The organism is Thauera sp. SDU_THAU2 (assembly GCF_038260575.1).
In the GTDB taxonomy this organism is placed as follows: domain Bacteria; phylum Pseudomonadota; class Gammaproteobacteria; order Burkholderiales; family Rhodocyclaceae; genus Thauera.
This window is the reverse complement of sequence record NZ_JBBWUN010000003.1, coordinates 2982145-3008719: the sequence shown is the minus strand read 5'-3', so window position 1 is coordinate 3008719 and position 26575 is coordinate 2982145. Positions and strand designations below refer to the sequence as shown.

At 67.4% G+C, this 26575-nt stretch carries 24 protein-coding genes; 11 read left to right on the top strand and 13 right to left on the bottom strand.

Features of this window, described 5'->3' with window-relative positions; translation table 11 throughout:
* Positions 1 to 28: 28 nt before the first annotated feature.
* The 4 genes from AAFL97_RS15735 to AAFL97_RS15720 are packed head-to-tail and all read right to left on the bottom strand — an operon-like array spanning position 29 to position 4400.
* The gene (locus AAFL97_RS15735) at positions 29 to 1249 is read right to left on the bottom strand and encodes an FAD-dependent monooxygenase (protein WP_341645717.1); all 1221 of its coding nucleotides are present in this window, start codon (positions 1247 to 1249) and stop codon (positions 29 to 31) included.
* Positions 1242 to 2597: a Xaa-Pro aminopeptidase gene (pepP, locus tag AAFL97_RS15730; protein ID WP_341645716.1), complete on the bottom strand. Its 1356-nt coding sequence runs from the start codon at positions 2595 to 2597 to the stop codon at positions 1242 to 1244. The genes AAFL97_RS15735 and pepP overlap by 8 nt, the downstream gene beginning before the upstream one ends.
* Positions 2594 to 3355: an N-acetylmuramate alpha-1-phosphate uridylyltransferase MurU gene (gene murU, locus AAFL97_RS15725; RefSeq protein ID WP_341645715.1), complete on the bottom strand. Its 762-nt coding sequence runs from the start codon at positions 3353 to 3355 to the stop codon at positions 2594 to 2596. Before murU ends, pepP begins: the two co-directional genes overlap by 4 nt.
* Before the next feature lies 1 nt (position 3356).
* Positions 3357 to 4400: an aminoglycoside phosphotransferase family protein gene (locus AAFL97_RS15720; protein ID WP_341645714.1), complete on the bottom strand. Its 1044-nt coding sequence runs from the start codon at positions 4398 to 4400 to the stop codon at positions 3357 to 3359.
* A 118-nt stretch (positions 4401 to 4518) separates the two neighbouring features.
* Between AAFL97_RS15720 and AAFL97_RS15715 the strand changes: the two genes are divergently transcribed.
* The 4 genes from AAFL97_RS15715 to rsmA are packed head-to-tail and all read left to right on the top strand — an operon-like array spanning position 4519 to position 10255.
* Positions 4519 to 7047, top strand: a complete 2529-nt coding sequence (locus tag AAFL97_RS15715; RefSeq protein ID WP_341645713.1) for an LPS-assembly protein LptD — start codon at positions 4519 to 4521, stop codon at positions 7045 to 7047.
* 31 nt (positions 7048 to 7078) lie between these two features.
* A complete protein-coding gene (locus tag AAFL97_RS15710; protein WP_341645712.1) occupies positions 7079 to 8395 on the top strand; it encodes a peptidylprolyl isomerase in 1317 nt (438 codons plus the stop codon).
* Complete coding sequence (gene pdxA, locus AAFL97_RS15705; RefSeq protein ID WP_341645711.1) at positions 8392 to 9420, top strand: 4-hydroxythreonine-4-phosphate dehydrogenase PdxA; 1029 nt, start codon at positions 8392 to 8394, stop codon at positions 9418 to 9420. The genes AAFL97_RS15710 and pdxA overlap by 4 nt, the downstream gene beginning before the upstream one ends.
* Before the next feature lie 31 nt (positions 9421 to 9451).
* Positions 9452 to 10255 (top strand): 16S rRNA (adenine(1518)-N(6)/adenine(1519)-N(6))-dimethyltransferase RsmA, encoded by an 804-nt coding sequence (gene rsmA, locus AAFL97_RS15700; RefSeq protein WP_341645710.1) that lies wholly within the window; start codon positions 9452 to 9454, stop codon positions 10253 to 10255.
* Positions 10256 to 10398: 143 nt separating this feature from the next.
* Here the strand turns inward: rsmA and AAFL97_RS15695 are convergent, their stop codons facing one another.
* The 3 genes from AAFL97_RS15695 to xth all read right to left on the bottom strand — a co-directional run bounded on the left by AAFL97_RS15695 (position 10399) and on the right by xth (position 12154).
* Entirely contained in the window at positions 10399 to 10590 is a 192-nt protein-coding gene (locus AAFL97_RS15695) for a YgaP family membrane protein (protein WP_263462164.1), read from the bottom strand.
* Positions 10591 to 10710: 120 nt separating this feature from the next.
* Positions 10711 to 11385, bottom strand: coding sequence for a Crp/Fnr family transcriptional regulator (locus AAFL97_RS15690; protein WP_341645709.1), 675 nt, complete (start codon positions 11383 to 11385; stop codon positions 10711 to 10713).
* A 4-nt stretch (positions 11386 to 11389) separates the two neighbouring features.
* On the bottom strand, positions 11390 to 12154 hold the full coding sequence (gene xth, locus AAFL97_RS15685) for an exodeoxyribonuclease III (RefSeq protein ID WP_341645708.1): 765 nt from the start codon (positions 12152 to 12154) through the stop codon (positions 11390 to 11392).
* Between the two features lie 317 nt (positions 12155 to 12471).
* Here xth and AAFL97_RS15680 point away from each other — a divergent pair, with 317 nt between their 5' ends.
* From AAFL97_RS15680 to AAFL97_RS15670, 3 genes are all read left to right on the top strand, one after another.
* Positions 12472 to 13113: a DUF2325 domain-containing protein gene (locus tag AAFL97_RS15680; protein ID WP_341645707.1), complete on the top strand. Its 642-nt coding sequence runs from the start codon at positions 12472 to 12474 to the stop codon at positions 13111 to 13113.
* A gap of 71 nt (positions 13114 to 13184) precedes the next feature.
* A complete protein-coding gene (locus AAFL97_RS15675; protein ID WP_341645706.1) occupies positions 13185 to 13808 on the top strand; it encodes a superoxide dismutase in 624 nt (207 codons plus the stop codon).
* A 16-nt stretch (positions 13809 to 13824) separates the two neighbouring features.
* The gene (locus tag AAFL97_RS15670; RefSeq protein WP_341645705.1) at positions 13825 to 14742 is read left to right on the top strand and encodes a ZIP family metal transporter; all 918 of its coding nucleotides are present in this window, start codon (positions 13825 to 13827) and stop codon (positions 14740 to 14742) included.
* 56 nt (positions 14743 to 14798) lie between these two features.
* Here the strand turns inward: AAFL97_RS15670 and AAFL97_RS15665 are convergent, their stop codons facing one another.
* From AAFL97_RS15665 to AAFL97_RS15645, 5 genes are all read right to left on the bottom strand, one after another.
* Positions 14799 to 16868, bottom strand: coding sequence for a M3 family metallopeptidase (locus AAFL97_RS15665; RefSeq protein WP_341645704.1), 2070 nt, complete (start codon positions 16866 to 16868; stop codon positions 14799 to 14801).
* 113 nt (positions 16869 to 16981) lie between these two features.
* Entirely contained in the window at positions 16982 to 17755 is a 774-nt protein-coding gene (locus AAFL97_RS15660; protein WP_341645703.1) for a DUF2189 domain-containing protein, read from the bottom strand.
* A gap of 170 nt (positions 17756 to 17925) precedes the next feature.
* Positions 17926 to 18861, bottom strand: a complete 936-nt coding sequence (locus AAFL97_RS15655; protein WP_341645702.1) for a phosphoribosylaminoimidazolesuccinocarboxamide synthase — start codon at positions 18859 to 18861, stop codon at positions 17926 to 17928.
* Between the two features lie 31 nt (positions 18862 to 18892).
* A complete protein-coding gene (locus AAFL97_RS15650; protein ID WP_341645701.1) occupies positions 18893 to 19123 on the bottom strand; it encodes a hypothetical protein in 231 nt (76 codons plus the stop codon).
* Positions 19124 to 19224: 101 nt separating this feature from the next.
* The gene (locus AAFL97_RS15645) at positions 19225 to 20523 is read right to left on the bottom strand and encodes a DUF3422 family protein (protein ID WP_341645700.1); all 1299 of its coding nucleotides are present in this window, start codon (positions 20521 to 20523) and stop codon (positions 19225 to 19227) included.
* 230 nt (positions 20524 to 20753) lie between these two features.
* Here AAFL97_RS15645 and AAFL97_RS15640 point away from each other — a divergent pair, with 230 nt between their 5' ends.
* The 4 genes from AAFL97_RS15640 to AAFL97_RS15625 all read left to right on the top strand — a co-directional run bounded on the left by AAFL97_RS15640 (position 20754) and on the right by AAFL97_RS15625 (position 25924).
* The gene (locus AAFL97_RS15640) at positions 20754 to 22169 is read left to right on the top strand and encodes an NfeD family protein (protein WP_341645699.1); all 1416 of its coding nucleotides are present in this window, start codon (positions 20754 to 20756) and stop codon (positions 22167 to 22169) included.
* On the top strand, positions 22166 to 22951 hold the full coding sequence (locus AAFL97_RS15635) for a slipin family protein (RefSeq protein WP_341645698.1): 786 nt from the start codon (positions 22166 to 22168) through the stop codon (positions 22949 to 22951). The genes AAFL97_RS15640 and AAFL97_RS15635 overlap by 4 nt, the downstream gene beginning before the upstream one ends.
* Positions 22952 to 23338: 387 nt before the next feature.
* A complete protein-coding gene (locus AAFL97_RS15630) occupies positions 23339 to 23695 on the top strand; it encodes a hypothetical protein (protein ID WP_341645697.1) in 357 nt (118 codons plus the stop codon).
* An 84-nt stretch (positions 23696 to 23779) separates the two neighbouring features.
* Positions 23780 to 25924, top strand: coding sequence for a hypothetical protein (locus tag AAFL97_RS15625; RefSeq protein WP_341645696.1), 2145 nt, complete (start codon positions 23780 to 23782; stop codon positions 25922 to 25924).
* 9 nt (positions 25925 to 25933) lie between these two features.
* On the opposite strand, the gene AAFL97_RS15620 is transcribed toward AAFL97_RS15625, so the two are convergent.
* Positions 25934 to 26542, bottom strand: coding sequence for a hypothetical protein (locus AAFL97_RS15620; protein WP_341645695.1), 609 nt, complete (start codon positions 26540 to 26542; stop codon positions 25934 to 25936).
* Between the last annotated feature and the right edge of the window lie 33 nt (positions 26543 to 26575).

Below are 26575 nucleotides of genomic sequence, written 5' to 3'. Positions count from 1 at the left end.
ATGCATTCCCGCACGCTTGCCCAAGAATTCAAGGCCAGGCGCGGGCGCCGAACATCATGCGGCGAGCGACGAAGTTGCGCAGCGGCGGGAAGACGTCGAGGGCGAACAGCGCCGCGCCGCGGGCGTGGCGCAGCGGGGCGAAGTCGTTGCTGAACACGCGCACCAGGGTGTCGGTGAAGCGGATCGTGCCGAGGCGGTCGAGGCCGCGGCTGCGGGCGTAGGCGGCCAGCACGGCGGGGTCACCGAGGTCGCATGGCGACGGGGTGGCCGAAGCGGCGCGAGCGCTTTCGTCCTTATGGCGCAGCAGGGTGTCGGCCAGCGCCCAGACGTCGCGCAGGGCGAGGTTGAAACCCTGGCCGGCGACCGGGTGCAGGGTCTGGGCGGCATTGCCGAGCCACACGGTGCGTGGGCCGACCGCGGATTCGCGGTAGCGCAGCAGCAGCGGATAGCGCAGGCGCTTGCTCACGCTTTCCAGCCGCACGCGGTTGCCGATGTGGGCCTGCAGGCGGGCGAGGTAGGCGTCGTCGTCCAGCGCCAGTAGCGCATCGGCGGTGTCGGGGCGGGCGACGTGCACCAGCGCGTAACCTTCGCCCCTGGGCAGCAGCGCGAGCGGGCCTTCGCGGGTGAAGCGCTCGAAGGCGGTGCCGCGATGGCCGCCGGCAACGGCGACCTGGGCGATCAGGGCGTGCTGGCGATAGTCGTGCTCGACCACGTTCGGGTCGCCGGCCTTCAGCCCGCCTTCGGCGCAGGCGGCGAGGCGGGCGCGCAGCGTGGACCGGCTTCCTCCGGGGCCGGCCAGGCTGGCGATGATGTCGTCGTCGCCGGGGGCCAAGTTGGCGACTTCGGTTTCGTCCAGCACCGGAATGCCGGCGGCGTCGACGGCGGCGCGCAACGCGGCGGCCAGTGCGCCGGCCGAGGCGACGTAGCCGAGTGCGGGCAGGCCGTGCTCGTCGGCGTCGATCAGGGTGCGGCCGAGGCCGCCTTGCTGGGAGACGTGGATGTGCTCGATCGGCGTGGCCGACAGCGCATCCCACACGCCCAGGCGTTCCAGTGTCAGGCGGCTGCCGTGCGCCAGCGCGAGGTCGCGCGGATCGCCGGCGACGGCTTCGCGGGAACGGGCATCGGCCAGCACGATGTCGAGGCCGGCGTCCTTCAGCGCGAGCGCGAGCGCCAGGCCGACCGGGCCGGCGCCGACGATCAGCAGATCGTGGACAGTGACGGAGGCGGGGGTAGGGGCTTCGTCAGCCATGGCTGGCCTCCCGCATCAGGGCTTCGATGTCGGTGACGGCCTTGGGAACGTCGCTCGTGATCAGTTCGCAGCCGTCGGCCGTCACCACCGCGTCGTCCTCGATGCGGATACCGATGTTCCAGAAGCGTTCGGGAACGTCGTCGGCGGGACGGATGTAGCAGCCCGGCTCGATCGTCAGCACCATGCCTTCGGCCAGCGGGCGCCATTCGCCGTCGAGCTTGTATTCGCCGGCGTCATGCACGTCCATGCCCAGCCAGTGGCCGGTGCGGTGCATGTAGAAACGGCTGTAGGCGTTGCTTTCGATCACGCCGTCCAGGCTGCCCTTGAGCAGGCCGAGGTCGATCAAGCCTTGTGCGAGCACTTTCACCGCGGCTTCGTGAGGTGCATTCCAGTGCGCGCCGGGGCGGGTGGCGTCGCGGGTGGCGTGCTGCGCGGCGAGCACGATTTCATACACTTCGCGCTGCGCGGCGCTGAAGCGGCCATTGACCGGGAAGGTACGGGTGATGTCCGAGGCGTAGCCGTCGAGCTCGCAGCCGGCGTCGATCAGCAGCAGGTCGCCGTCGCGCAGCCGGCAGTCGTTCTCGATGTAGTGCAGCACGCAGGCGTTGGCGCCGCCGGCGACGATCGAGGTGTAGGCGGGCGCCTGGCTGCCGGCGCTGCGAAAGGCGTGCAGCAGTTCTGCTTCGATCTCGTATTCGAAGCGGCCGGGCCGGGTCGCGCGCATCGCGCGGCAGTGGGCTGCTGCCGAGATCTGCGCGGCGCGGCGCATGGTGGCGAGTTCGGCGGCATCCTTGACCAGGCGCATCTCGTCGAGTTCCGCGCGCAGGTCGCGGATCGAATGCGGCGGCGTGACGCCGGCGCGGGCCTTGCCGCGCACCGTGTTCAGCGCCTTGAGCACGGTGGCATCCCAGGCCTCGTCGTAGCCCAGGCTGGCCCATACCAGCGGCTGGCCGGCGAGATAGTCGGGCAGGCGTTTTTCCAGGTCGCCGATGGTCCAGGCTTCGTCGAAGCCGAAGGTTTCGCGTGCCGCGTCGGGGCCGTGGCGATGGCCGTCCCAGATTTCGCGCTCCTCGTTCTTCTCGCGGCAGAACAGGATCTGCTTCGGCTCCTCGCCGGCAACCAGCACGACGACGGCCTCGGGCTCGCGGAAGGCGGTGAGGTAGTAGAAATAGCTGTCGTGGCGATAAGGATAGTGGGTGTCGCGGTTGCGGATGCGCTCGGGCGCGGTCGGCAGGACGGCGACGCCGCCGCCGGCGGCCTGCATGCGTGCGAGCAGGCGTTCGCGGCGGGCACGGAAGGGCGCGAGATCGGGCGACGGGACGGTAGTGGGCGGAGTCGGTGCGTTCATGGCGCGATTATCTCATTGTCTGCCGCGGCAGCCGGCTTCCGTCCCGTTCGCAGGTGGTGATCGAGTGCCGCGAGCTGGGCCGGCGTGCCGACGTTTTCCCAATGGCCGTCGTGGCGCTCGCCGGAAGCGTGGCCGGCGGCGATGCTGCGGCGGTAATAAGGCGTCATCGCCAGCTTCTCGCCGGGGCTGATGCCCTCGAACAGGCGGGTGTCGTAGAGGCCGATGTTGCCGAAGGTGAGGCGCGTGCCCTTGTCCGGGCCATCCAGCGACAGCAGGCCGCTTTCGTCGAGCGCGAAGTCGCCGGCCGGATGAAAGGGCGGATTGGGCACCATGACCAGGTGCATGCGCGGTTCGGCGCTGCCGGCCATCGCGGCGGCGCGCGGCAGCAGGCGGCGGTAGTCGTAGTCGGTGTGGATGTCGCCGGAGACGGCGAGGAAGATTTCACCGTCTGTGTTTGCCGGCCGCCCGGTCAGCAGCGGAAGTGCCTGGGCGATGCCGCCGGCCGTCTCCAGCGCGGTCGTCTCCGGCGAATAGCGCAGGCGCACGCCGTAGCGGCTGCCGTCGCCCAGTGCGGCTTCGATCCGGTCGCCGAGCCAGGCGTGGTTGATGACGATGTCGACGATGCCGGCGCGGGCGAGGGCTTCGATCTGCCACACGATCAGCGGCTTGCCGCCGGCTTCGAGCAGCGGCTTGGGGCAGTGGTCGGTCAGCGGCCGCATGCGCTCGCCGCGGCCGGCGGCGAAGATCATCGCTTTCATGTCAGAAGGTGTAGCCGACCCGGGTTTCCTCGGGTTCGAGGCGGTCGAGCAGCTTCAGCAGCGGGCCGAGGTCGCGCCAGCGCTTGCAGGCGCGGCGCAGATGGTCCATCACCAGCGGCATGTCGGCCAGGTAGCCGTCCTTGCCGTCGCGGTGGCAGAGGCGGGCGAAGATGCCGAGCACCTTCAGGTGGCGCTGCACGCCCATCCATTCGAAGTCGCGGTGGAAGTCGGCGAACTCCTCGCGCACCGGCAGGCCGAGCTTCTTCGCGGTTTCCCAGTAGCGGATCAGCAGATCGAGGACGAACTCCTCGTCCCAGCGGATGTAGGCGTCCTTGAACAACGACACCAGGTCGTAGCTGATCGGGCCGTAGACCGCGTCCTGGAAGTCGATGATGCCGGGGTTGGTACCGAGGCCGTCGCCGGCTTCGAGCAGCATCAGGTTGCGCGAGTGGTAGTCGCGGTGCACGAAGACCTTGGGTTCGGCCAGGTTGACCGCGAGGATGCGCTCGAAGGCGGTGTTCAGCAGCGCCGTTTCGGCCTCGCTCAGCGTGACGCCCTTGTGGCGGGCGACGTACCACTCGGGGAACAGCATCATCTCGCGCAGCAGCAGGGCACGGTCGTACTCCGGCAGCACACCGGGGCGGCTGGCGTGCTGGATGGCGGCGAGCGAGCCGAGCGCATCGGCGTACAGATGGGCGGCGCGATGCGGGTCGGTGCCGCCTTCTCCCCCCTCCGCCTTCAGCGCGGCCAGGTAGGTCGTCGAGCCGAGATCGGACAGCAGCAGGAATCCCTGCTCGAGATCCTGCGCCAGCACCTCGGGCACGTGGGCGCCTGCGGCGCGGAACAGTTCGGCCACCTGCAGCCAGGGGCGCACGTCTTCCTTGCCGGGTGGGGCGTCCATGACGATGCGGGAAGGGCTGCCGTCGGCGAAGCTGGCGCGGAAGTAGCGGCGGAAGCTGGCGTCGGCCGAGGCCGGCGCGAGATCGAAGGACTGGCCGGGCAGGGTGGCGGCGAGCCAGGCACGCAGTTGTTCGAGGCGTTGCAAGAGGAGGTTCTCCACGGGCGTTCGTGTACAATTCGCAAGTTTATCAACACGGTCGTGCGACAGGGGATCGCCCTGCGAACGATGGAAAGCGTTTGCCTTCATGCCTCTGAATACGCGCATGCGTCTGATCCCCTTCCTGCTGTGCTGGCTGTCCGGCACGGCGCTCGCGGCCGGCCTGCCGCCGCTGATCGTATCGCCCGACCTGGTACGAAGCCCGGAGCCCGTTGCCGGCCCCGCCGGTTCGGCGACCGGCGCCACTACCGGTCCGACGGCTAGGCCGGCCGGATCCGCTGCCGATGCGGCTTCCCGGCCTGCTGCGGCAGTACCGGCCGCCCCCGCAGCAAGGACCGGGGCGCGCGTTTCGTCGACGCTGCAGCCGGTCCCTGCCGGCGCTGAAGCAGCGGAGCAGGAGCGGGCGGCTGTCGGAGCCGCGGCCGAAGAGGAAATCGCCCTGCCGGCAGGTAGCACTTCGGTGAAGGCGCTGAGAATCCTCGGCGCGCGCAGCATCGAGCTGGTTGCCGATGGCGAGGCCGAGCTGCAGCGCGACGACATGATCCTCACCGCCGATCGTGTCACCTATCGCGAGCCGATCGACGAGGCCGTGGCCGAAGGCAACGTGGAACTGCAGCAGGGCGAGGACACCATCGCCGGCCCCAGGGCGACGATGGTGATCGGCGACAGCACCGGTACCTTCGAGTCGCCGGCCTACCGGATTTCGCGTCAGCGCCAGCCCAGCTTCACCGGTGAAGCGCCGCGCATGGTTTCGGGCAGCGGCGAAGCCGACCTGCTGCGGCTCGAAGGCGAGAACCAGTACCACCTGCAGAACGCGACCTGGTCGACCTGCGAGGCCCGCGACCCCGACTGGTACATCCGCGCGGGCGAGCTCGACCTGGACTACGACCGCGAGGTCGGCACCGCGCGCGACGCCTCGATCGTGTTCAAGGACGTGCCGATCTTCTGGATGCCGTGGGCGGAGTTCCCGCTTACCGCCCGCCGCCAGTCCGGCCTGCTGCCGCCGACCTTCGGTTCGTCGAACAAGACCGGCGTGGATCTCGCGCTGCCGTATTACTGGAACATCGCGCCCAACTACGATGCCACGATCACGCCGCGCTTCATGAGCCGGCGCGGCGTCCAGTTCGGCGGCGAGTTCCGCTACCTGGGCGAAAGCTACCGGGGCGAGTCGCGCGTCGAATGGATGCCGAAGGACAGGCTGACGGGCGAGGACCGCACGTTGGCATCCATCCAGCATCAGCAGCGGATCACGTCGAGCCTGTACGGCTCGCTCGATTTCAACTCGGTATCGGACGATCGTTATTTCGAGGATCTGTCGTCCCGTATCGGCGTCGCCTCGCGGATCAACCTGCTGCGGCAGGGGCAGCTCACCTACCGGAGCTCGAGCTGGTGGAGTGCGATCGTTCGTGCGCAGAGTTACCAGACCCTGAACCCGGACGAGGAGTCGCGGAACGTCTCGCCCTATCGCCGGCTGCCGCAGGTCCTGGTGGAGGGCAAGCGTCCCGATCTGCCGGGCGGGCTGACCGGGGCCCTCACCACCGAATTCGTCAGATTCGAGCATCCCGACGCCGACAAGAACAAGGACGAAGGCACGCGTTTCGTCGCCTATCCGCAGCTCTCGCTGCCGCTGACCGGCGCCGCATGGTTCGTGACGCCCAAGGCGGGCCTGCACTACACCAGCTACGACCTCGATCGTTCGCCGCTGCCGCAGAATGCCGCCAAGCCCAATTCGATGACGCGTTCGGTGCCGATCTTCTCGGTGGACTCCGGGCTGTTCTTCGAGCGCGAGACGACGATCTTCGGCGGCAGCTATCTGCAGACGCTGGAGCCGCGCCTGTACTACCTGAGGGTGCCGTCGCGGGACCAGCAGGACATCCCGAATTTCGACAGCAGCCGCTTCGACGTCGGCTTCGCCCAGATGTTCTCCGAGAACCGCTACTCGGGCAGCGACCGGATCGGCGACGCCAACGACCTCACCGCCGCGCTGACGACGCGCTTCATCGATGCCGAGACCGGCGTCGAGCGCCTGCGTGCGATGGTCGGCCAGCGCTATTACTTCTCCGACCAGGACGTCTACCTGTTCAATCGGGACGAATTGCGCGACGCCGGCCGCGGCACCGAAATCCTGCTCGGCCTGGGCGGACGCCTGTCCCGCGAGTTCTCGCTGAACTCCTATCTGCAGTACAACACCGAGACCAGCCGCACCGAACGGGCGAACTTCAACCTGCGCTACCAGCCCGACTACGCCAAGGTGCTGAACTTCAGCTATCGCTACGCTCCCGAGCTGCGCATCGCCGAGAACCTGGTCGGCCTCGAGGACATCGACGTGTCGGGCCAGTGGCCGCTGGGCGGCGGCTGGTACGGCGTCGGCCGCGTCACCCATTCGCTGCTCGACAACCGCATCACCGAAGCGATCGGCGGCCTCGAATACAACGGCGGCTGCTGGGTGCTGCGCGTCGCCGTGCATCGCTTCGCGCTCGAGCGCGACGACGTTTCGAAAGCCATCTACGTGCAGCTCGAACTGAACGACCTGGCCGGCATCGGCTCCAATCCGATCAACCTGCTGACGCGCAGCGTGCCCGGCTATGGCAAGATCAACGATTCTTCGGCCGACCGTGTGTTCGGCATGGATTGAAACCCCGCGAGCAACCCATCAGATAATGATCATGAATCGTCCCCTGTCCCGTTCCCGTTCGCTGCTCGCCGTTGGCATCGCCAGCCTGGTCCTGAGTTTTCCGCTGCATGCCGCGCCGCAGGCGGTGGCGGTCGATCGCATCGTCGCCGTCGTCAATGACGAAGTGATCACCGCGCTGCAACTGCGGGCGCGCGTCGACCAGGTCGTGCGCCAGCTCCAGCGCCAGGGCGTCGAACTGCCGCCTCGGGAAGTGCTGGAGCAGCAGTTGCTGGAGCGCCTGATCATCGAGCGTGCGCAGCTGCAACTGGCGCGCGAGACTTCGCTGCGGGTGGATGACGCCACGCTGGAGCGTGCGATCGAGCGCATCGCCTCGAACAACCAGTTGAGCATCGACCAGTTGCGCGGGACGCTGGAGCAGGACGGCGTGTCGTGGTCGCGCTTCCGCGACGAGATTCGCACCGAGATCCTGCTGACCCGGCTGCGCGAGCGCGAGGTGGAAAGCAAGATCGTCGTCACCGACGCCGAAATCGACAACTTCCTTGCCAGCAATCCGGATGCCTTTTCGGGCGAGGAGTTCGAGGTCGCCCACATCCTGCTGCGCGTGCCGGAGCAGGCTTCGCCGGAGCAGATCGAAGCGCTGCGCGGGCGCGCCGAAAGCGTGATGGCCCGTCTGCGTTCGGGCGAGGATTTCGCCCGCGTTGCCGCCGAAGTGTCGGATGCGCCCGATGGCCTGTCGGGCGGCAGCCTGGGCTGGCGTCCGCTCGACCGCCTGCCGGCGCTGTTCGCCGACGTCGTGCGCGAAATGCGCCCCGGCGAGACTTCGCCCGTCCTGCGCAGCGCCTCCGGCCTGCACATCGTGCGCCTGGTCGATCGCCGCGGTGGCGGCGACACCGCCGTGGCCCAGATGGAGCAGACGCGCGCCCGCCACATCCTGATCAAGACTTCCGAAGTGCTGTCCGACGCCGATGCCGAGGCGCGCCTGCTGGGCATCCGCGAGCGCGTCGTCAATGGCGCCGACTTCGCCGAGCTGGCCAGGGCGAACTCGGCGGACCTGTCCGCAGCCAAGGGCGGCGACCTCGGCTGGCTCAACCCGGGCGACACCGTGCCCGAATTCGAACGCGCGATGGACGCGCTGCAGCCGGGCGAAGTCAGCATGCCGGTGGAGTCGCCGTTCGGCTGGCATCTGATCCAGGTCGTCGACCGCCGCGTGCAGGACGTCACCGACGAACGCAAGCGCAATGCCGCGCGCGCCGCGCTGCGCGAACGCAAGGCCGACGAGGCCTACGACGACTGGCTGCGCCAGTTGCGCGACAGCACCTACGTCGATCTGCGCCTGGACCGCGAGTGAGCGCTGCCGGGGCTTCCAGGCCGGTCGTCGCCATCACCAGCGGCGAGCCGGCCGGCATCGGGCCGGAGCTGTGCGCCCGCCTGGCCGAGTGCCAATGGCCGGTCCGGCCGGTCGTGCTCGGTGACCTCGACCTGCTGCGCGAGCGTGCCGGCACCTTCGGCAGCGCGGCGGTGTTCCGGCCCTGGCAGCCCGGCACGCAGTCGGATGCGCTGGACGGGGCCATCGACGTGCTGCATGTGCCGCTCGCCCGGCCGGCCGTCCCCGGCGTGCTCGATGCGGCCAATGGCGCCTACGTGCTCGGCCTGCTCGACCGCGCGATCGCCGGCTGCGTCAGCGGCGAGTTCGCCGCCATGGTCACCGCGCCGGTGCATAAGGGCGTCATCTGCGAGAGCCTGGGTGCGGCCGAGGCGCTGCCTTTCAGCGGCCATACCGAATACCTGGCCGAGCACACCAAGACGCCGCGGGTGGTGATGATGCTGGTCGGCGGCGGCTTGCGTGTGGCGCTCGTCACCACCCATCTGCCGCTGGCCCGGGTGCCGGCGGCGATCACGCCGCAGGCGCTGGACGAAACGCTGCGCATCCTGCACGCCGACTTGGTGCGCCACTTCGGCCTTGCCGCGCCGCGCATCCTCGTCGCCGGCCTCAACCCGCATGCGGGTGAAGGCGGGCACATGGGGCGCGAGGAAATCGACGTCATCGAGCCGGTGCTGGCGCGGCTGCGCGCCGAAGGCATGCAGCTCGTCGGCCCGCTGCCGGCGGATACGCTGTTCGTGCCGCACACGCTGGCGCAGGGCGACGCGGTGCTGGCGATGTACCACGACCAGGGGCTGCCGGTGCTGAAGCATGCGAGCTTCGGCGGCGGCGTCAATGTCACGCTTGGCCTGCCGATCATCCGCACCTCGGTCGATCACGGTACCGCGCTCGACCTTGCCGGCAGCGGCCGGGCCGACCCCGGCAGCCTGTTCGCCGCGCTGGAGCTGGCGGCGACGATGGTCGCTGCCCGCGCAGCCCACGCTGCAGCCTGAGCAGCGCCGGCGCACGACGACGAGGACCCCGATGCAAGACCGTGAAACCGACGGCCACCGCGCACGCAAGCGCTTCGGCCAGAACTTCCTGTCCGACCCCAACATCATCCGCCGCATCATCGACGCCATCCGTCCGCAGGCGGGCGAGACGATGGTCGAGATCGGCCCCGGCCTGGGGGCGATGACCGCACCGCTGATCGAGCGTCTCGGCCACCTGCACGTGGTCGAGATCGACCGCGACCTTATCGCGCGCCTGCACGAGCGCTATACGCCGGACCAGCTCACGGTGCATGAAGGCGATGCGCTGAAGTTCGATTTCGGCAGCCTGTGTACCGACGGCGAGCGCTCGCTGCACATCGTCGGCAACCTGCCGTACAACATCTCCACGCCGATCCTGTTCCACCTCGCCGGCTTCGCCGACCAGGTCAAGGACATGAGCTTCATGCTGCAGAAGGAAGTCGTCATGCGCATGGTCGCCGAGCCGGGCACCGAGGAATACGGCCGCCTGTCGGTGATGCTGCAATACCGCTTCCGCATGGGCCGGATGTTCGACGTGCCGCCCGGCGCCTTCCGTCCGGCGCCCAAGGTCATGTCCAGCATCGTGCGCATGGCGCCGCTGCCCAGGGAACAGCTCGGAGCGCAGGACGAGGCGCTGCTCGGCCAGATCGTCACCGCCGCTTTCGGCCAGCGCCGCAAGACGCTGAAGAACACGCTGCGCGAGTTCATGGGCGATGCCGATTTCGACGCCCTGGGCATCGATGCCGGCCTGCGCGGCGAGAAGCTGTCGGTCGCGCAGTTCGTCGCGATCGCCAATCACTGCAGCGCGCGGGGATGAGGGCAGGGCCTTCAGGATTGGCGTAGGCTGGATGGGCCGTCTTTCGGCAGAAATGAAAACGGCAGGGCTCCAGTGGTGGAAGCCTGCCGTTTTTTCTTGCCGCGGTGCCCCGGGATGTTCGAACTGTCGCGTCGCGCCTCAGCTCACTTCTTGCTCAGCGGGCAGGTATTGAGGCCGAGCAGCGGATAGAGCGGGCACCAGCCCATGGCGCCGGTGGCCAGCGGCACGATGCCGATCCAGGCCCAGACCGGCCCGCCCATCAGGGCCCAGGCGATCAGCGCGATGCCGGCCACGATACGCAGGATCCTGTCGATACCGCCTACGTTCTTCTTCATGATGTTCTCCTTGCAAGGATGGGATAGCGCTTCGATTGGAGCACGCCATTCCATTCGCGGTCTGTAACCACGGTTACAGAGCGGGCTGGTAAAGGAGAAGCTGCCGGGGGCTCGGCCGCCTCAGGCCTTGGTCGAGCCTTCCGCCGCCAGTTTGCGCAGGCCGGCCGGATCGAGGATTTCCACCTGTTCGCGCGCCAGCCGCACCAGGCCCTGGTCGGCGAAGCTCTTCAGCAGGCGGCTGACGATCTCGCGCACGCTGCCCAGTTCGTCGGCCAGTTGCTGATGGGTGACGTGCAGCATGCGGCCCTTGCCCAGCAGCAAGGCGGCCAGGCGCTGGTCGAGCTTGCGGAAAGCCACTTCCTCGATCAACTGCATCAGGTCGGCGATGCGTTCGGCAAACAGATGGAAGATGAAGTCGCGGAACGGGCGTTCGTTCATCATGTCGTCGAACACCGTCTTCGGCAGCAGCATCAGCAGCGTGTCGGTTTCGGTGACGCCGCGGGCCTTGTAGTCCTCGTGGCCGAGCAGGCAGGACGAGGAGATGATGCAGGTTTCGCCCGGCGCGACGCGGTACAGCGGCAGTTCGCGCCCGTTCGGCGCGCACTTGCTGACGCGCACCGAGCCTTCGACGATGAAGGGAAAGCCTTCGCAGGCCTGGCGATCGTCGAACAGCATCGCGCCGGCCGGAACACGCATCCAGCGGGCGTTCCGCAGGACGCGCAGGCGCGCGTCCGCGGACAGCCTGTCCAGGATCGGATAGCAGGCCGAGAGGCGATCGGCTTCGGTGGCGTCCATGGTCTCAAGCAAGTTCGAGCACGACCGGGGCGTGGTCGGAAGGCCGTTCCAGGCGGCGGGGCGCCTTGTCCACCGTGCAACTGCGGCAGGCCTCGCGCAGCGCCGGGGATACCAGCAGATGATCGATGCGCAGGCCGAAATTGCGCCGGAAAGCCATCATGCGGTAGTCCCACCACGAGAAGGCGCGCTCGGGCTGCTCGAACAGGCGGAAGGCATCGACCAGTCCCAGATCGAGCAGGGCGCGGAAGGCCTCGCGTTCCGGCACGGAAACGTGGATCTCGTCCTTCCAGTCCGGATGGGCGTCGCGGTCCTCGGGAGCGATGTTGAAGTCGCCCGCCAGCACCAGGCGCTCGTGCGCCTTCAGTTCCTCGCGCAGCCAGCCGGTCAGCGCGGCCAGCCATTTCAGCTTGTATTCGAACTTGTCCGAACCCACCGCCTGGCCGTTGGGGAAATAACCGCAGACCACCCGCAGGCCATCGATGGTGGCGGCGATGATGCGCTTCTGCTCGTCCTCGAAGCCGGGGATGTTGCGCACCACCGTCGCTTCGTCGATCGGCCGCGGGCTGAGGATGGCGACGCCGTTGTAGGTCTTCTGGCCGATGAACACCGCGTGGTAGCCGGCGGCTTCGAGTTCGGCGGCAGGAAAGGCCTTGTCTTCGAGTTTCAGTTCCTGCAGGCACAGCGCGTCGGGCGTGTTGGCAGCCAGCCAGTCGAGGACCTGCGGCAGGCGGACCTTGAGGGAGTTGACGTTCCACGTAACGATTTTCATCTGATCGGCATTTCGTTTCGATAGGAGCCCGTTGGCGGCTCCGTGTGAGCGTGACGGTGCGGCCGCAAGTCGCGGAGAGCATCCCGGCAGCCTCGCGGCAGCAGACCATTCAGCCACGACTTGCCGCATAACACAACCCGCACGGCAGATGCGGCACCGCAGGCGATTTGATCATGGCCGGAGAGGATCATTACTGTTTGCTACTTGAACAAAAATCATTCTCATTTATAGTGTCGTCTTATCTTCTTTGTCACTCGCTATGACGAAGCGTCCCGATCATCGCATCCTCCGTATGCGCAAGACTTGTGAGGCCGACCATGGAATACGCCAGCCATGACTTCGATCAACTCGCCGAGGAACATCGTGCGCTGATGCACGACTATGGCCGTACGCAACGGCGCTGCACCGAACAGTTGCACGCGCAGGCGCGCGAGCTGGAGCGCCTGCAGGCGCAGGTGATGCGTCTGCAGGCCGAGGTCATCAGGCGTGAAACCGCGCTGGCCTGGGAGCGGGAAGATCGTGCCGCGCTGGAAGCGGCGATTCCCGGCCTGCCCAAGCGCGTCACGCTGGCGCGCCATGTGGAGACGCTGGTCGCGCGCATCCAGGTGCTGATGCGCGAACGCCTGCAGTGGGAAAAAAGGCCGCGAGGCAGAGCGGTCGGCCAATGGGATGGCAATGATGCGTCGACTGTCGCCGAGGAGCCAGCAGCGCCCGGGACGGTGCTGGACCCCGAGGCGCTGGAAGCGAGCCTGCGTGCAGCCGACCTGGTGATCTGCCAGACCGGCTGCCTGAGCCACGGCGACTACTGGCGGGTGCAGGACTACTGCAAGCGGACCAACAAGACCTGCGTGTTCGTCGAACAGGCCGAGGTGCCGAACATCGCCGGTGCACAGAAGATCGGTGCCGGGGAGTTGCGGGTGCTGAGTCTCGCCGGCGACGTACCGGGCAAGCGCACATGAGCGGCCGGTCCTGTCGTTTCCCGTCCTGTAGCTGTTTCCCCCTGTTCCCCCAATTTTTCCGGTAGATCGACATGCCCCATACCCTGCCTGCTTTGCCCTACGCCTACGACGCTCTGGAGCCGCACATCGATGCGCAGACGATGGAGATCCATTACAGCAAGCACCACCAGACCTATGTGAACAACCTCAACGCGGCGCTGGAAGGCACGGAATATGCCGCGCTCCCGATCGAACAACTGATCGCGCAGGTCGAATCGCTGCCGGAAGCCCTGCGCGCGCCGGTGCGCAACAACGGCGGCGGGCACGCCAATCACAGCCTGTTCTGGACGGTGATGTCGCCCACCGGCGGCGGCAAGCCGGACGGTGAGCTGGTGCGTGCCATCGATGCCGATCTCGGAGGCTTCGATGCCTTCAAGGAGGCTTTCACGAAAGCCGCGGTGAGCCGCTTCGGCAGCGGCTGGGCCTGGCTGACGGTGGACGAGGCCGGCAGGCTGGCGGTCGAGAGCAGCGCCAACCAGGACAATCCGGCGATGAAAGGGATCGGTTCGGGCAACACCGCGATCCTCGGGCTGGATGTCTGGGAACACGCCTACTATCTTAAGTATCAGAACCGGCGGCCCGAATACATCGCTGCGTTCTACAACGTCATCGATTGGGCCGAGGTCGCCCGTCGCCATGCCGTGGCGCGGGGATAAGCGGGACGATCATCATATGGACGAGACGCCTACTCTGGATTCTCCACCCCCCTGGTGGCGCGGCTGGCGGCCGAGGCAATGGCTCGGCCTGGCCATCTACGTGGCGGGCGCGCTCGTCCTGCTCGTGCACAGCTGGCGCTTCGTCCAGGGCAATCCGGTGGTGCTGAGCGCGCTGATCGGCGGTTCGGTGGCAGCGCTGGCGACGGCGCTCGGCACGCTGCCGGTGCTGTTCTCGCAGCGCCTGTCCGATCGCGTGCAGGACAGCCTGTTCGGCTTCGGTGCCGGCGTCATGCTGGCGGCCAGCGCGTTTTCGCTGGTCATTCCCGGCTTGCAGGCGGCGCAGGACGCCGGCAGCTTCGGCGGCGGGCCATGGGCGGCCGGTGCCGTCGTCGGCATTGCCATTCTGCTGGGCGGTGTCGTGCTGCTGGTGATGGATCGCCTGCTGCCGCACGAACACTTCATCAAGGGGCGCGAAGGCGCGGTGGCGCAGAAGCTGCGCCGCACCTGGCTGTTCGTTTTCGCGATTGCGCTGCACAACCTGCCCGAAGGGGTGGCGATCGGGGTTGGTTACGCCGGCAATGAAGGCATGCGCGCCAACGCCCTGGCGATGGGCATCGCGATCCAGGACGTGCCGGAAGGGCTGGTGGTGGCCGTCGCGCTGCTGGCGGCGGGCTATCGGCGCGCGGTCGCGGTCGGGCTGGGGATCGCGTCCGGCCTGGTCGAGCCGGTCGGCGCCGTACTGGGCGCCGCGGTGGTCGGCTACTCGGCGGCGCTGTTGCCGTGGGGGCTGGGTTTCGCGGCCGGTGCGATGCTGTTCGTGATCAGCCACGAGATCATCCCCGAATCACACCGCAAGGGGCACGAGGCTTATGCCACGGCGGGACTGATGATCGGCTTCGTGCTGATGATGGTGCTGGACACCGCGCTGGGCTGATGTTGCCGATGCCGCCGCCCGGTCATGGGCGGCGGCATCGGCCATCAGGCTTTCATTCAGACATCCACCATGCCGCTGTGGCGCAGCAGGGCGTCGACTTTCGGCTCGCGGCCGCGGAAAGCCTTGAAGGACTCCAGTGCCGGGCGGCTGCCGCCCACGGCCAGGATCTCGCGCCAGAAGCGCGCGCCGGTTTCGGGGTCGAGCAGGCTGCCCTTGCCGGTGCCGGCCTCCTCGAAGGCCTCGAAGGCATCGGCCGACAGCACTTCCGCCCACTTGTAGCTGTAATAGCCCGCCGCGTAGCCGCCGGCGAAGATGTGCGAGAAGCTGTGCGGGAAGCGGTGCCAGGCGGGCGGAATCAGTACCGCCACTTCCTTGCGCACTTCGTCGAGCAGCGCCATCACGCGCTCGATCGGCACCGGCCCGGCGGTGGCGTCCAGCTCGCTGTGCAGGCGCAGGTCGAACATCGAGAATTCGAGCTGGCGCACGGTCTGCATGCCGCTCTGGAAGTTCTTCGCCGCGATCATCTTGTCGTACAGCGCACGCGGCAGCGGTTCGCCGCTGTCGACATGGGTGGTCATGCCTTGCAGCACGTCCCACTCCCAGCAGAAGTTCTCCATGAACTGGCTGGGCAGTTCGACCGCGTCCCACTCCACGCCGTTGATGCCGGACACCGCCAGTTCGTCCACCTGGGTCAGCAGGTGGTGCAGGCCGTGGCCGCATTCGTGGAACAGGGTCAGTACGTCGTCGTGGGTGAAGGTGGCCGGTTTGCCGCCGACCGGGCCGGGGAAGTTGCACACCAGATAGGCGACCGGCGTGCTGCTGCCCCAGGTGTCGCGATGGCGGCTGCGCGCCGAGTCCATCCAGGCGCCGCCGCGCTTGGTCGGGCGCGCATGCAGGTCGAGGTAGAAGTGACCGAGGAGCTCGCCTTCCTTCTCGATGTGGAAGAAGCGCACGTCCGGATCCCAGGCCGGCGCCTCGTCGGGCAGGATGTCGACGCGGTACAGGGCGCGGATCACACCGAACAGGCCGTCCAGCACCTTGGGTTCGGGGAAGTACTGCTTCACTTCCTGGTCGGAGTAGGCGTAGCGCTGCTGGCGCAGCTTTTCCGAGGCGTAGGCGACGTCCCAGGGCTGCAGGTCGGCGAGGCCGAGCTCCTGCGCCGCGAAGGCGCGCAGTTCGTCCAGATCGCGCTCGGCGAAAGGCTTGGCCTTGGCGGCGAGATCGCGCAGGAAGGCGAGCACCTGTTCGGGCGTGTCGGCCATCTTCGGCACCAGCGACACTTCGGCGAAGCTGCGGTAGCCGAGCATGCGCGCTTCTTCGTCGCGCAGCGCGAGGATGCGGCCGATCAGCGGGCCATTGTCGAGTTCGGGGGCGCCGAGTTCGGAGGCGCGGGTGGCGTAGGCGCGGTACATGCGCGCGCGCAGCTCGCGGTCGTCGGCGTATTGCTGCACCGGCAGGTAGGACGGCATCTGCAGCGTGAATTTCCAGCCGGGCTTGCCGTCGGTTTCGGCGCTGGCGCGGGCGGCTTCGCGCGCATCGTCGGGAATGCCGGCGAGCTGGCTTTCGTCATCGATCCACTCCGCGTGGGCGTTGGTGGCGTCGAGCAGGTTCTCGGAGAACTTCGCCGCGAGCTGCGACTGTTCTTCCTGAATCTCCTGGAAGCGCGGCTTCTGTTCGTCCGGCAGTTCGGCGCCGGACAGGCGGAAGTCGCGCAGGCCGTGTTCGAGGATGAGCTGGCGCACCGGCGACAAGGTGGAGAATTCCGGGCTGTTGCGCAGTGCCTTGTATTTCTCGAACAAGGCCAGGTTCTGGCCGGCTTCGGCATAGAAGCGCGAGATGTCCGGCAGCATGGCGTTGTAGGCTTCGCGCCACTCGGGCACGTCGAACACGCTGTGCAGGTGGCCGACCACGCCCCAGGCGCGGCCCAGGCGTTCGCCGGCTTCGTCCATCGGACCGACGAAGCCGTCCCAGGTCGGTGTCGTCGGGTCGGCGGTGAGGCGCTCGATCAGGCGGCGGTTCTCATCGATCAGGTGCTCGATGGCGGGTTTGACGTGTTCCGGCTTGATGTCGGCAAAGCGCGGCATGCCGGAAAAGTCGAGCAGGGGATTGGCGACGGCATCGTTCATTGGGCTGAATCTCGGTGGCGGTTGTGGGTTGCTGGCCAGGGCGGGCTATTGTGCCGCAAAAAAATGTCACGGCGCCGCGGCCGGCGCCCGTGAGGGTATTGCCGATATGGCAGTCAGCCGACCATGTCGCGATAGGCATGCCAGGTGGCATGGCCGAGCAGCGGCAGCAGGACGATCATGCCGATCATCATCGTGGCGAAGCCGAGCGCGACCAGCACGACGATCAGCGCTGCCCACAGCGCCATGGCGCCGAGGTTGACGGCCACCGCACGCAGGCTGGTCATGGCTGCGGTGATCGCGTCGGTGTCGCGGTCCATCATCATCGGAATCGCGATCGCCGACAGCGCGAACACCACGGCTGCCAGCACGCCGCCCGCCACCATGTAGGCCAGGACGAAGGAGAGATGATCGCCGGACAGGAAGACGTCGCCGAAGAAGTTCGTCACTTCGGGTAGGTTGCCGCCGTAAAACAGCGCGAACAGGATGGCCGACATGCGTTCCCAGCCGATCAGGGTGATGGCGAGGAAGGCGCCGAAATAGGCCATGCCGTCGGCGTGCTGCCACAGGCCGCGCAGGGAGCCGGCCAGCGAGACGGGCTCACCGCGTTCGTGACGGCGGGATATCTCGTACAGCCCCGCCGCCGCGAGCGGGCCGATCAGCAGAAAGCCCGAGATTGCCGCGGTAAACAGATAGGGCATGGTCGCGGCGTAGGACAGGATGGCATAGCCGATCGCGGCGAGAATGAAGCCGTAGGCAAGGCTGGTGCCCAGGTTCGCGCGCATGTCGCTCCAGCCCATGTGCAGCCAATGGAAGGGACGCGATGCATTGACTTGGCGTATGCGGGGAAGGTGGAAATGCTGTTCCAGCGAGCTGAGCGGCTTGTCCATGGCAACCTCCGGTGATTTGACGTGGGTCGAACACACCACACCGCCATGCCGTACACGACGGTGTCGGGCTGCCTCTGAGACCAGGAAAAAAACCGCGAGTTCGGAAATGCGAGTCGTTTGCGTTGCCGGTGGCAGCGCCGATGCCGGCCGGGCATCGGCGCCGGCGAGCATCAGTCGAGTTTGTAGCCCGTCAGGCGCTGGTAGGCGTCGCGATACTTGTCCGCCGTATGCTCGATGACGTCGGCCGGCAGCCTCGGGCCGGGCGCGGTCTTGTTCCAGTCGAGTGTTTCCAGGTAGTCGCGCACGTACTGCTTGTCGAAGGAGGGCGGGCTGATGCCCTCGCGATAGCTGTTGGCAGGCCAGAAGCGCGAGGAATCCGGCGTCAGCGCTTCGTCGATCAGGTGCAGGGTGCCGGCGTCGTCGATGCCGAACTCGAACTTGGTGTCGGCGATGATGATGCCGCGGCCGGCGGCATAGCTGGCCGCTTCCGAGTACAGCGCGATCGCGGCCTTGCGGGCCTCTTCGGCGAGCTGGGCGCCGGTCTTGCCGGTGCCGGCGAGCGCGTCCTTCAGCATCGTGTCGCAGCGTTGCTGGGCCTGCTCGAAGGAGATGTTCTCGTCGTGCTCGCCCGCCTCGGCCTTGGACGAGGGCGTGAAGATCGGCGCCGGCAGCTTCGCCGCCTGCTGCAGGCCGGGAGGCAGGGCAATGCCGCAGATGGTGCCGGTGGCCTGGTAGTCCTTCCAGCCGGAGCCGATCACGTAGCCGCGCACCACGGCCTCGATCGGCAGCGGCTTCAGGCGCTTGACCACCAGCGCGCGCTCGCGCACCTGGTCGCGCTCGTCGGCGGCGACCACGGTCTCGGGGTCGATGCCGGTGAGCTGGTTGGGCAGGATGTGGCCGAGCCGTTCGAACCAGAAGTTGGCCAGCGCCACCAGCACGCGGCCCTTGTCCGGGATCGGGTCGGGCAGGATCACGTCGAAGGCCGACAGGCGATCGCTGGTGACGATCAACAGCTTGTCGTCGTCGATGGCGTAGATGTCGCGCACCTTGCCGCGGCCGAGCAGCGGCAGGCTGGTGATGGAAGTTTCGAAGAGGGGAGTCGCCACGGTCTGGCCTCGCTTGCTGGCAAAGCGGGAATTATAGGGGAGTGCCGAACGCTGCGCGCCGTTGTCCGCAGCGTTCGGCTTGCTGGTGCTGGCCTGCCGCGGTCGGGGGCACCGGGGCTGAGGTGCCGCGCTCGGCCGGCCTGCCGTCGTTCCTCGCGAGTTGCCAGCTCAGGCAGAGCAGGAAAGTGATGCCGCTCCGGCGCGGCAGTTGTGCCATCACCGCGGCGAACGCGGGCATGGGAAGGATGAGCGCAAGGCCCATGCGCGCGCCTCCGGATACATGGAGGCTGCGCATGGTGGCGGAGCAACTGTCGTCCGCGGTATTGAACGGAATGGATGCCGCAGGCGGATGTGCGGCCGTGCTCAGTGCCCGCCGCTGCCTTCCTCCTTGGCGAGCGCCTTGCGCATGCGGCGCAGGCCCATGAAGACGAAGCTCGCGATCACCGGGATGGACAGTGCGGTGATGATTTCCGGCGTGAGCGGGGCGATCAGGTCCTTGGCGCCCTTGGCGACGTAGTTCACCAGTTGCGAAGCGTAGTAGGTGATCGCCACCACGGACAGGCCTTCCACCGTTTCCTGCAGGTGGAGCTGGATCTTGGCGCGGCGGTTCATCTGCGCCAGCAGTTCCTGGTTCTGGCGTTCCAGCTCGATGTCCACCCGGGTGCGCAGCAGTTGCGAGTTGCGCGCGATCCGTGCCGACAGGTCGTCCTGCCGGCGGGCGATCGAGCTACAGGTGTCGATCGCCGGCACCAGGCGGCGGTCCATGAACTCGCTGATCGGCGAGAAGCCGGGCAGGCGTTCTTCGCGCAAATCCTCGATGCGCTGGCGCACCAGCCGGTAGTAGGCAGCGGCGGCGCCGAAGCGGAAGGTGGTGAGTGCCACCGAGCGCTCGACTTCGGCAGCGAGCCGCGACAGGCGGGCGAGCAGCGCGCGGTCGTCCTCTGCGCTGCGCGCCTGATCCATGCCATCCATCAGGTCCGCCAGTTCGTCCTCGGCGCGCGACACCAGGCGGCCGACCTGCTTTGCCACCGGAAAGGCGAGCAGGGCCATCACGCGATAAGTCTCGATCTCCACCAGGCGCTGGGCGATGCGGCCGGCCTGGCGCGGGGTGAAATGCTCGTCCAGCACCAGGAAGTGCGAGAAGCCGTCGTGCAGGTGGAAGTCGGTCAGCACCCAGCCGGCGCCACCGGCCACTTTCGAGGCGATCAGTGCCTGGCCGCCGGGTGACTGCTGGTGCAGCACGGATTGCGGCGGCAGCTCGGCGGTGCTGCGCACCTCGATGTGGGTGGCTGCGATCAGCAGGCCGGGGATCGCTTCGCGCCAGGCCTGGGGTACGTGGCGCAACGCATGGTCCTTGCTGTCGGTGTCGTCGGCACTGCCGCGGGAGAAGAAACAGTAGCTGGAAAACTCGTTGTGCCTTTCCCACTTCAACTGGAAGCCGCCGGCGTCGAGCAGCAGATAGCCGGAGCCGGTGGTGGGCACAGGCAGGCCGAGCTGCGTGGCCAGGGCCTGCAGATGAATGGCTTCGCGCTCCGCGCTGCCTTCGTGGTGGGTGAAGGCGAGATAGGTGACGCAAGCCGGCGTGTCGAGCGCGACGGGCGGCCGAGCATGGATTTCGTCGCTGAGGATCCGGCGCAGGGGATGTTGTTCGAATGGGGGCATGGCATCTGGCGCCTGGTTTCGCCGGGCTGCGGGGCTGGAGACAGCATCTTGCCGATCGGCGCAGGGTGTGACAAGCGGGCCTGCCCGGCATGCGATGCTGCGATTGCTCGCCTATGCTTGAACTTCGGCACCGGCCTGCCTTTCAAACAGGCACGTACATGCAGACGGCAGTGGCCGGCAGCGGAGGTCATGGCATGCGGGAACCCGGGGTTTCATCGTTCGGATGGCTGATGTGGGGATTGCTGGTGGCGCTCGCGATCGCACTGGGCGGCGCCGTGGCCAGCGCCCAGGACAAGCGGGTGGTGGTGCTGCGTGTGGACGGCGTGATCGGTCCGGCCGTTGCCGACTATCTGCACCGTGGGCTGGCACGCGCGGCCGAGCAGGGAGCGGAGCTGGCGGTGATCGAGATGGACACCCCCGGCGGGCTCGATACTTCGATGCGCCTGATCATCAAGGACATCCTGGCTTCGCCGGTGCCGGTGGCGACCTTCGTCGCGCCCGAAGGCGCCCGGGCCGCCAGCGCAGGCACTTACATCCTCTATGCCAGCCATGTGGCGGCGATGGCGCCGGCGACCAACCTCGGTGCGGCCACGCCGGTGGCGATCGGCATCGGCGGTGCGCAGCCGAGGCCGCCGGACGCCGAACCGGACAACGGAGCGGATGCCGCCAAGCCGACCGGCAAGAACGATGAAGCCGGTGCCGCGCCGGCGCGGAAGCCATTGTCCGGCGGCGATGCGATGAGCGCGAAGTCGGTGGCCGATGCCGCCGCCTACATCCGCAGCCTGGCGCAGCTGCGCGGGCGCGATGCCGACTTCGCCGAGCGGGCGGTACGCGAGGCGGCCAGCCTGTCGGCGGACGAAGCCTTGCAGCAGGGCGTGATCGATCTGGTCGCCGCGGACCTGCCCGATCTGCTGGCCCGCCTCGATGGCCGCGAAGTCGGGCTCGGCAGCGGCACCGTCACGCTGGCGACGCGCAACGCGGTGATCGAGCACCACGAGGCCGATCTGCGCAATCGCGTGCTGGCCGTGCTCGCCCATCCGCAGGTGGCGCTGATCCTGATGATGATCGGCATCTACGGGCTGTTCTTCGAAGCCACTTCGCCCGGCTTCGGCGTGCCCGGCGTGGCCGGCGCGATCTCGCTGCTGATCGCGCTTTATGCCTTCCAGCTGTTGCCGGTGAATTGGGCCGGCGTGGCGCTGATCGCAGTGGGTGCCGGGCTGATGCTGGCCGAAGCCTTCCTGCCGAGCTTCGGCGCCTTCGGCATCGGCGGCGTGATCGCCTTCGTCGTCGGCGGCCTGTTCCTGATGGATGCCGAAGCGCCCGGCTTCGGCGTGCCGCTGCCGCTGCTCGTCGGCCTGGCGCTGGCCAGCGCGGCGATCCTGCTGGCGATCGGCAGTTTCGCCGCGCGCAGCTTCAAGCGGCCGGTGGTCAGCGGGCGCGAGGAAATGGCCGGTGCCGTCGGCATGGTGCTCGGTCCGGCCGGCGGCGGCGACTGGTGGGTGACGGTACATGGAGAGAGCTGGCGGGCGCGCAGCGAAGCGCCGCTGGCGGCCGGCGCCAGGGTGCATGTCGTCCGCCTCGACGGCCTGACCCTGGAAGTCGCCCCCGAACCTGTTTCCATCGATGCGAGGAGTAAAACGCCATGATCGACCTTCAGCTGGGGTTCGCTCCCCTCATCATCCTGCTGCTGTTCCTGCTCGCCACTTCGATCAAGATTCTGCGCGAGTACGAGCGTGGCGTGATCTTCCTGCTCGGCCGCTTCTGGAAAGTGAAGGGCCCCGGCCTGGTGATCGTGATCCCCGGGCTGCAGCAGATGGTCAAGGTGGACCTGCGCGTGGTGACCATGGACGTGCCGGCGCAGGACGTGATCTCGCGCGACAACGTCTCGGTCAAGGTCAATGCCATCGTGTTCTTCCGCGTGGTCGATCCGCAGAAGGCGATCATCCAGGTCGAGAACTACCTCGTCGCCACCAGCCAGCTCGCGCAGACGACGCTGCGCGCGGTGCTCGGCAAGCACGAGCTGGACGAGATGCTGGCCGAACGCGAGCGCCTGAATCTCGACGTACAGCAGATCCTCGACGCCCAGACCGATTCCTGGGGCATCAAGGTGACCAACGTCGAGATCAAGCACATCGACCTCAACGACAGCATGGTCCGCGCCATCGCCCGCCAGGCCGAGGCCGAGCGCGAGCGGCGGGCCAAGGTGATCCACGCCGAAGGCGAGAAGCAGGCGGCGCAGACGCTGAGGGAAGCGGCGGCGATGCTGTCGCACGAGCCGGCGGCGATGCAGTTGCGCTACCTGCAGACGTTGACGCAGGTGGCTGGCGAGCACAATTCGACGATCGTGTTCCCGGTGCCGGTGGAACTGCTCGGCAATCTGCTGGGGCAGGGCGGCAAGACGGTGCAGCAGCCCGACGACCGCGCCTGACAAGGCTCGCCCCTCCATGCACTGCCGTGGCGGAGAACCGCGCCTTGCCGGGGGAAGGCGCGATGGTGGACGGTGAAGTTCTCGTCCTGCCTCGGCCTTCCGCAGCGCTTGGCAAGCCCACCTGATCGCCTGCCAATCCATACGATCAGTCCTACCCGCACGCCCGGTACCCGTCGGAAGAATGCCCCGGGCCACCGGCCACCACCGCGGCATAACCGTAGTTGTTATGCGGCACATCGACGGCCAGGTGGTACTTTCTTCTACACGGACACGGGAGAACGCAGTCACTCCATGCCGTGCGCCGCCGTCCGTTCCCTCCCGGCCAGTGCCGTGGAACTGCGCTGCGCGATCGATCGACTCGCACCGTGTCGATGAGGAGGAAAAGAGATGGCCTGGCTCCTGGAGTTGAGGGATTGCACAACTGTCGATGAACACAATCGACACTATCGGGATGTTCCAAAAGAAGAATTCAGAGACATATACCTCGATGCCCACAGCAGATTGGGCGGAAAACACGACGGTTCTGAAAAATGGAATTCTTTCTACAAGAACTTCAGCGGGATGTTCCTGGTTGATGACAGATGCTCCAGTCAAGAGGATTGCTGCATCGTCATACAGTCAAGCATCAATGAAAACATCGCCAAGATAAGATTCTGCGATGCGGCGGCCGGGAGGCAGGTACGCGCTATCGTCATCGAATCGATCAATGAAGCCATAAACCACCAGACACTGGATAGCGAATGATTCGGCGCTCGATCAGGCGTTCTCGAGGTCACGCGGGCCGGCGGTTCGGCCACCAGCCTCTGCCTGCCCGGAAGTGAGACAGCCATGTCCATCGAACTCAGCAACCGCCGCCGCCTGGTCTGGGACTGGAGCAATCTCCTTCACAACGACCTCAGGCTGCGCATCGTCGACACGCTCACTGGCGCCGAGATCTGCGTGCTCGAAGGCCATACCGACATGGTGCGGCACGCGCTGGAGCTTCAGGGCGGCGGGCTGCTGACCTGGTCCAACGACCAGACGCTGCGCATCTGGCGGATGAGCGATGGCCACTGCGATACGGTATTCCGGGAGCACCGAGGCTGGATTTCCGATGCCATCGAGGCCTGGCCGGGCATCATTCTTTCCTGGGACGGCCATGGCTGGCTCCATTGCTGGAGCACGGCCACCGGCGCAAGCCTGAACCAGCTCGAACCGCTGGTGGGAACGTCGCCGCACGACTCCGACATCCACGCCGTCCTGCCGGCGGACGGCGATCGCGTGCTCGTGGTCACCGAGCGGCACGTGCGCCTGGTCCGCGCGAGCGTCGCTCCGGATCACTCCGAGGCCTGGCCGGTGCTCGCAACGCTTTCGATCGCCGAAAGCGGCCGCTCCCGCGACGTGGTGTTGCTGCCGCCGGCCCACTTCCTGATCCACGACGACGACCGTGCCAGCGTGCGCACGCTGGAAAACGGCCGCCTCACGACGATCTTCGATCTCCGCGGCTACGAGACCAAGGTTCTGCCGCTGCGCGACGGGCGCCTGCTGCTTCTGCACTGGTCGCGCCGCACGAAGCGGCACGTGATCGACCTGTGGGAACTGCCGCCGGCCGGGCGTCTCATCAGCAAGCTCATCGCCACGCTGGAGTTCGATGGAGAGAGGGTAGCGCGCTTCGTCCAACAGGCCGACGGCGAGGTGCTGCTGGCGCTGAACGACTACCGCGTATTCCTGCTCGGCACGCGGCCGCTGGCGCTGCGCCGCGAGGCGGCACTGGCGGCGGACGGATCGAGCGGCTTCCTGAGCTTCGATCCCGAAGTGGCGGAGATCGCCGAGCCGATGCCGGGCGGTCCGCAAGTCCGGCACGCCCTGCGGGCGCATTGGCTGAGCGACGCCGACACCGGGCTCATGGCGCTGTCACCGAACCGGTATCTCATGGGCGAACCCGTTCATGGCGGGCGGTTGCTGCTGGCGATCGATGAGGGCGGCTACGAGCTGTTCGATCCGGCCACCGGGCGCTGTGAAGCCGTTTCCACGCAAGCCCACAAAGCCATCGATCGCAGAGCGCTGGATCGGAGCGCCTGCACCCGGGCGGCGATCGAAGGGAGGAGCAAGAGCGTACAGCGGCGCATGGCCCAGCTCAGCGGCGTGGCACCGGAAGCGGTGACCGAAGCCCTGGCGCCATTGGGAGAACACTACCAGGAACGGGGGCAGCGGCTTTGGCTCATCCCCGCCGAGGACGGCGCCATCGTCGGCTGGCAGCGCGAGCCCGAGCCGGCGGCCTGGTGGATAGCCCGCAAGGCAGGCGGCGACACCGTCGAGGTGCTGCCGATTGCCATCGACGCGACCCAGTTCGAGGCGTTCAACGGCTGTCCGCTGATCGCGCCGGACGGCACGGTGCACGCCCTGCGCGGCGGCCGGCTGGCGCCGCTCACGCGGCCCGGCAGTAACGATACGCTGCGCGCGCTGCCCGCGTACCGGGACCAGCTCCCCTTCCTGCGCTGGTGCGCCGGCAACCGCATCCTGGCCCGGGATTTCGATGGCGTGGCCGTGCACGATGCCGCCAGCCTGGAGCGGATCACCCGGCTCGACGGCGGCCACGGCGTCGCCATCCGGGGCATCCACGAACTGCGCGACGGCACCCTGGTGACCTACAGCCGATCGGCGCTGCGCAGTTGGCGCGCCGCCGATCTGTCGCCGCTGGTGGAACTGAGGGATCCTGGGGACTGGGACCCCTACTGCGAGACGGTGGTTTCGCTGCGCCAGATGACCGGATTGGCATTCTGCCCCGGTGAATACTCGCTCGATACGCGCGTGGTGCTGTGGGACGGCGCCACCCGGCTGCTTACCTTCGGTGCGCACACCGAAGAAGTGCTCGACGTCGTCGAACTCGGGGAGGGTTACATCGCCTCCTGGTGCAAGAGCGATGACCGCAACCGGGACGGAGGCGCCTGGCACATCTGGCGCATTCCGCAGGCACTGTGCTTCGATCGGTAGCGGCCCGGCCTATCGAACCCTGAGCAGGATCGCTCGGCTTTCCCAAGCCATGCTCCCCAGCATCCCATCCGACAGGACGCTCTTTACTTCATCGTCGAGAACCTTGATGTGAACGTCGCCCGTCTGAGGGGGGTATGTAATCTTGTCCCGTTTCGGATGCATCCTGGACAAATGCGCGGCGGCTGCCTTGGGGTTCAGAACCATGATGCCCAGCGTGTTCCCGTCCTCGGTCAAGAGATACTGCAGCAACCGGCAACGCCCGCCGTCGGTCTCGCAATTCTCGGGGCGACCGTTCAGGACGTAGCGGTTGTCGCCGAAGCGGTGGACGGCGAAGAAGTCCTTCGTATGGGCCTTGAAGTGCGGATTCTTGCTGACGATCTCGTAGACGTGCTTGCCGTCATGGAGACGCTCCTCGATTCTGAAAAACCGATCGCTGCCCTTGTACGAACCGTCGCCACTGGAAAACCATTGCAGCACTTCCCACTCCCCGATCAGAGCGGGGTCCCGCGCAATGTTCCTGGCCAGTCCGGCCTTGTCCGGGACGAGCAGACAGCCCGTCAGTGACAGGCAAACGACTGCGGCGGGAAACAAGCGGGCGATCCATCGAAAGCGTGTCATGGCAGATTCCCAGGGCATTCGAAACTTCGAAGG

Excerpts from the sequence above, each read along its gene's own strand:
- AAFL97_RS15695 (WP_263462164.1), bottom strand. The coding sequence starts at position 10,590 with ATGAAGAAGAACGTAGGCGGTATCGACAGGATCCTGCGTATCGTGGCC.
- AAFL97_RS15690 (WP_341645709.1), bottom strand. The coding sequence starts at position 11,385 with ATGGACGCCACCGAAGCCGATCGCCTCTCGGCCTGCTATCCGATCCTG.
- AAFL97_RS15630 (WP_341645697.1), top strand. The coding sequence starts at position 23,339 with ATGGCCTGGCTCCTGGAGTTGAGGGATTGCACAACTGTCGATGAACAC.
- AAFL97_RS15620 (WP_341645695.1), bottom strand. The coding sequence starts at position 26,542 with ATGACACGCTTTCGATGGATCGCCCGCTTGTTTCCCGCCGCAGTCGTT.
- AAFL97_RS15650 (WP_341645701.1), bottom strand. The coding sequence starts at position 19,123 with ATGGGCCTTGCGCTCATCCTTCCCATGCCCGCGTTCGCCGCGGTGATG.
- AAFL97_RS15635 (WP_341645698.1), top strand. The coding sequence starts at position 22,166 with ATGATCGACCTTCAGCTGGGGTTCGCTCCCCTCATCATCCTGCTGCTG.
- xth (WP_341645708.1), bottom strand. The coding sequence starts at position 12,154 with ATGAAAATCGTTACGTGGAACGTCAACTCCCTCAAGGTCCGCCTGCCG.
- AAFL97_RS15670 (WP_341645705.1), top strand. The coding sequence starts at position 13,825 with ATGGACGAGACGCCTACTCTGGATTCTCCACCCCCCTGGTGGCGCGGC.
- AAFL97_RS15660 (WP_341645703.1), bottom strand. The coding sequence starts at position 17,755 with ATGGACAAGCCGCTCAGCTCGCTGGAACAGCATTTCCACCTTCCCCGC.
- murU (WP_341645715.1), bottom strand. The coding sequence starts at position 3,355 with ATGAAAGCGATGATCTTCGCCGCCGGCCGCGGCGAGCGCATGCGGCCG.
- rsmA (WP_341645710.1), top strand. The coding sequence starts at position 9,452 with ATGCAAGACCGTGAAACCGACGGCCACCGCGCACGCAAGCGCTTCGGC.
- AAFL97_RS15645 (WP_341645700.1), bottom strand. The coding sequence starts at position 20,523 with ATGCCCCCATTCGAACAACATCCCCTGCGCCGGATCCTCAGCGACGAA.
- AAFL97_RS15710 (WP_341645712.1), top strand. The coding sequence starts at position 7,079 with ATGAATCGTCCCCTGTCCCGTTCCCGTTCGCTGCTCGCCGTTGGCATC.
- AAFL97_RS15715 (WP_341645713.1), top strand. The coding sequence starts at position 4,519 with ATGCGTCTGATCCCCTTCCTGCTGTGCTGGCTGTCCGGCACGGCGCTC.
- AAFL97_RS15665 (WP_341645704.1), bottom strand. The coding sequence starts at position 16,868 with ATGAACGATGCCGTCGCCAATCCCCTGCTCGACTTTTCCGGCATGCCG.
- pepP (WP_341645716.1), bottom strand. The coding sequence starts at position 2,597 with ATGAACGCACCGACTCCGCCCACTACCGTCCCGTCGCCCGATCTCGCG.
- AAFL97_RS15675 (WP_341645706.1), top strand. The coding sequence starts at position 13,185 with ATGCCCCATACCCTGCCTGCTTTGCCCTACGCCTACGACGCTCTGGAG.
- AAFL97_RS15680 (WP_341645707.1), top strand. The coding sequence starts at position 12,472 with ATGGAATACGCCAGCCATGACTTCGATCAACTCGCCGAGGAACATCGT.
- AAFL97_RS15640 (WP_341645699.1), top strand. The coding sequence starts at position 20,754 with ATGTGGGGATTGCTGGTGGCGCTCGCGATCGCACTGGGCGGCGCCGTG.
- AAFL97_RS15625 (WP_341645696.1), top strand. The coding sequence starts at position 23,780 with ATGTCCATCGAACTCAGCAACCGCCGCCGCCTGGTCTGGGACTGGAGC.
- AAFL97_RS15735 (WP_341645717.1), bottom strand. The coding sequence starts at position 1,249 with ATGGCTGACGAAGCCCCTACCCCCGCCTCCGTCACTGTCCACGATCTG.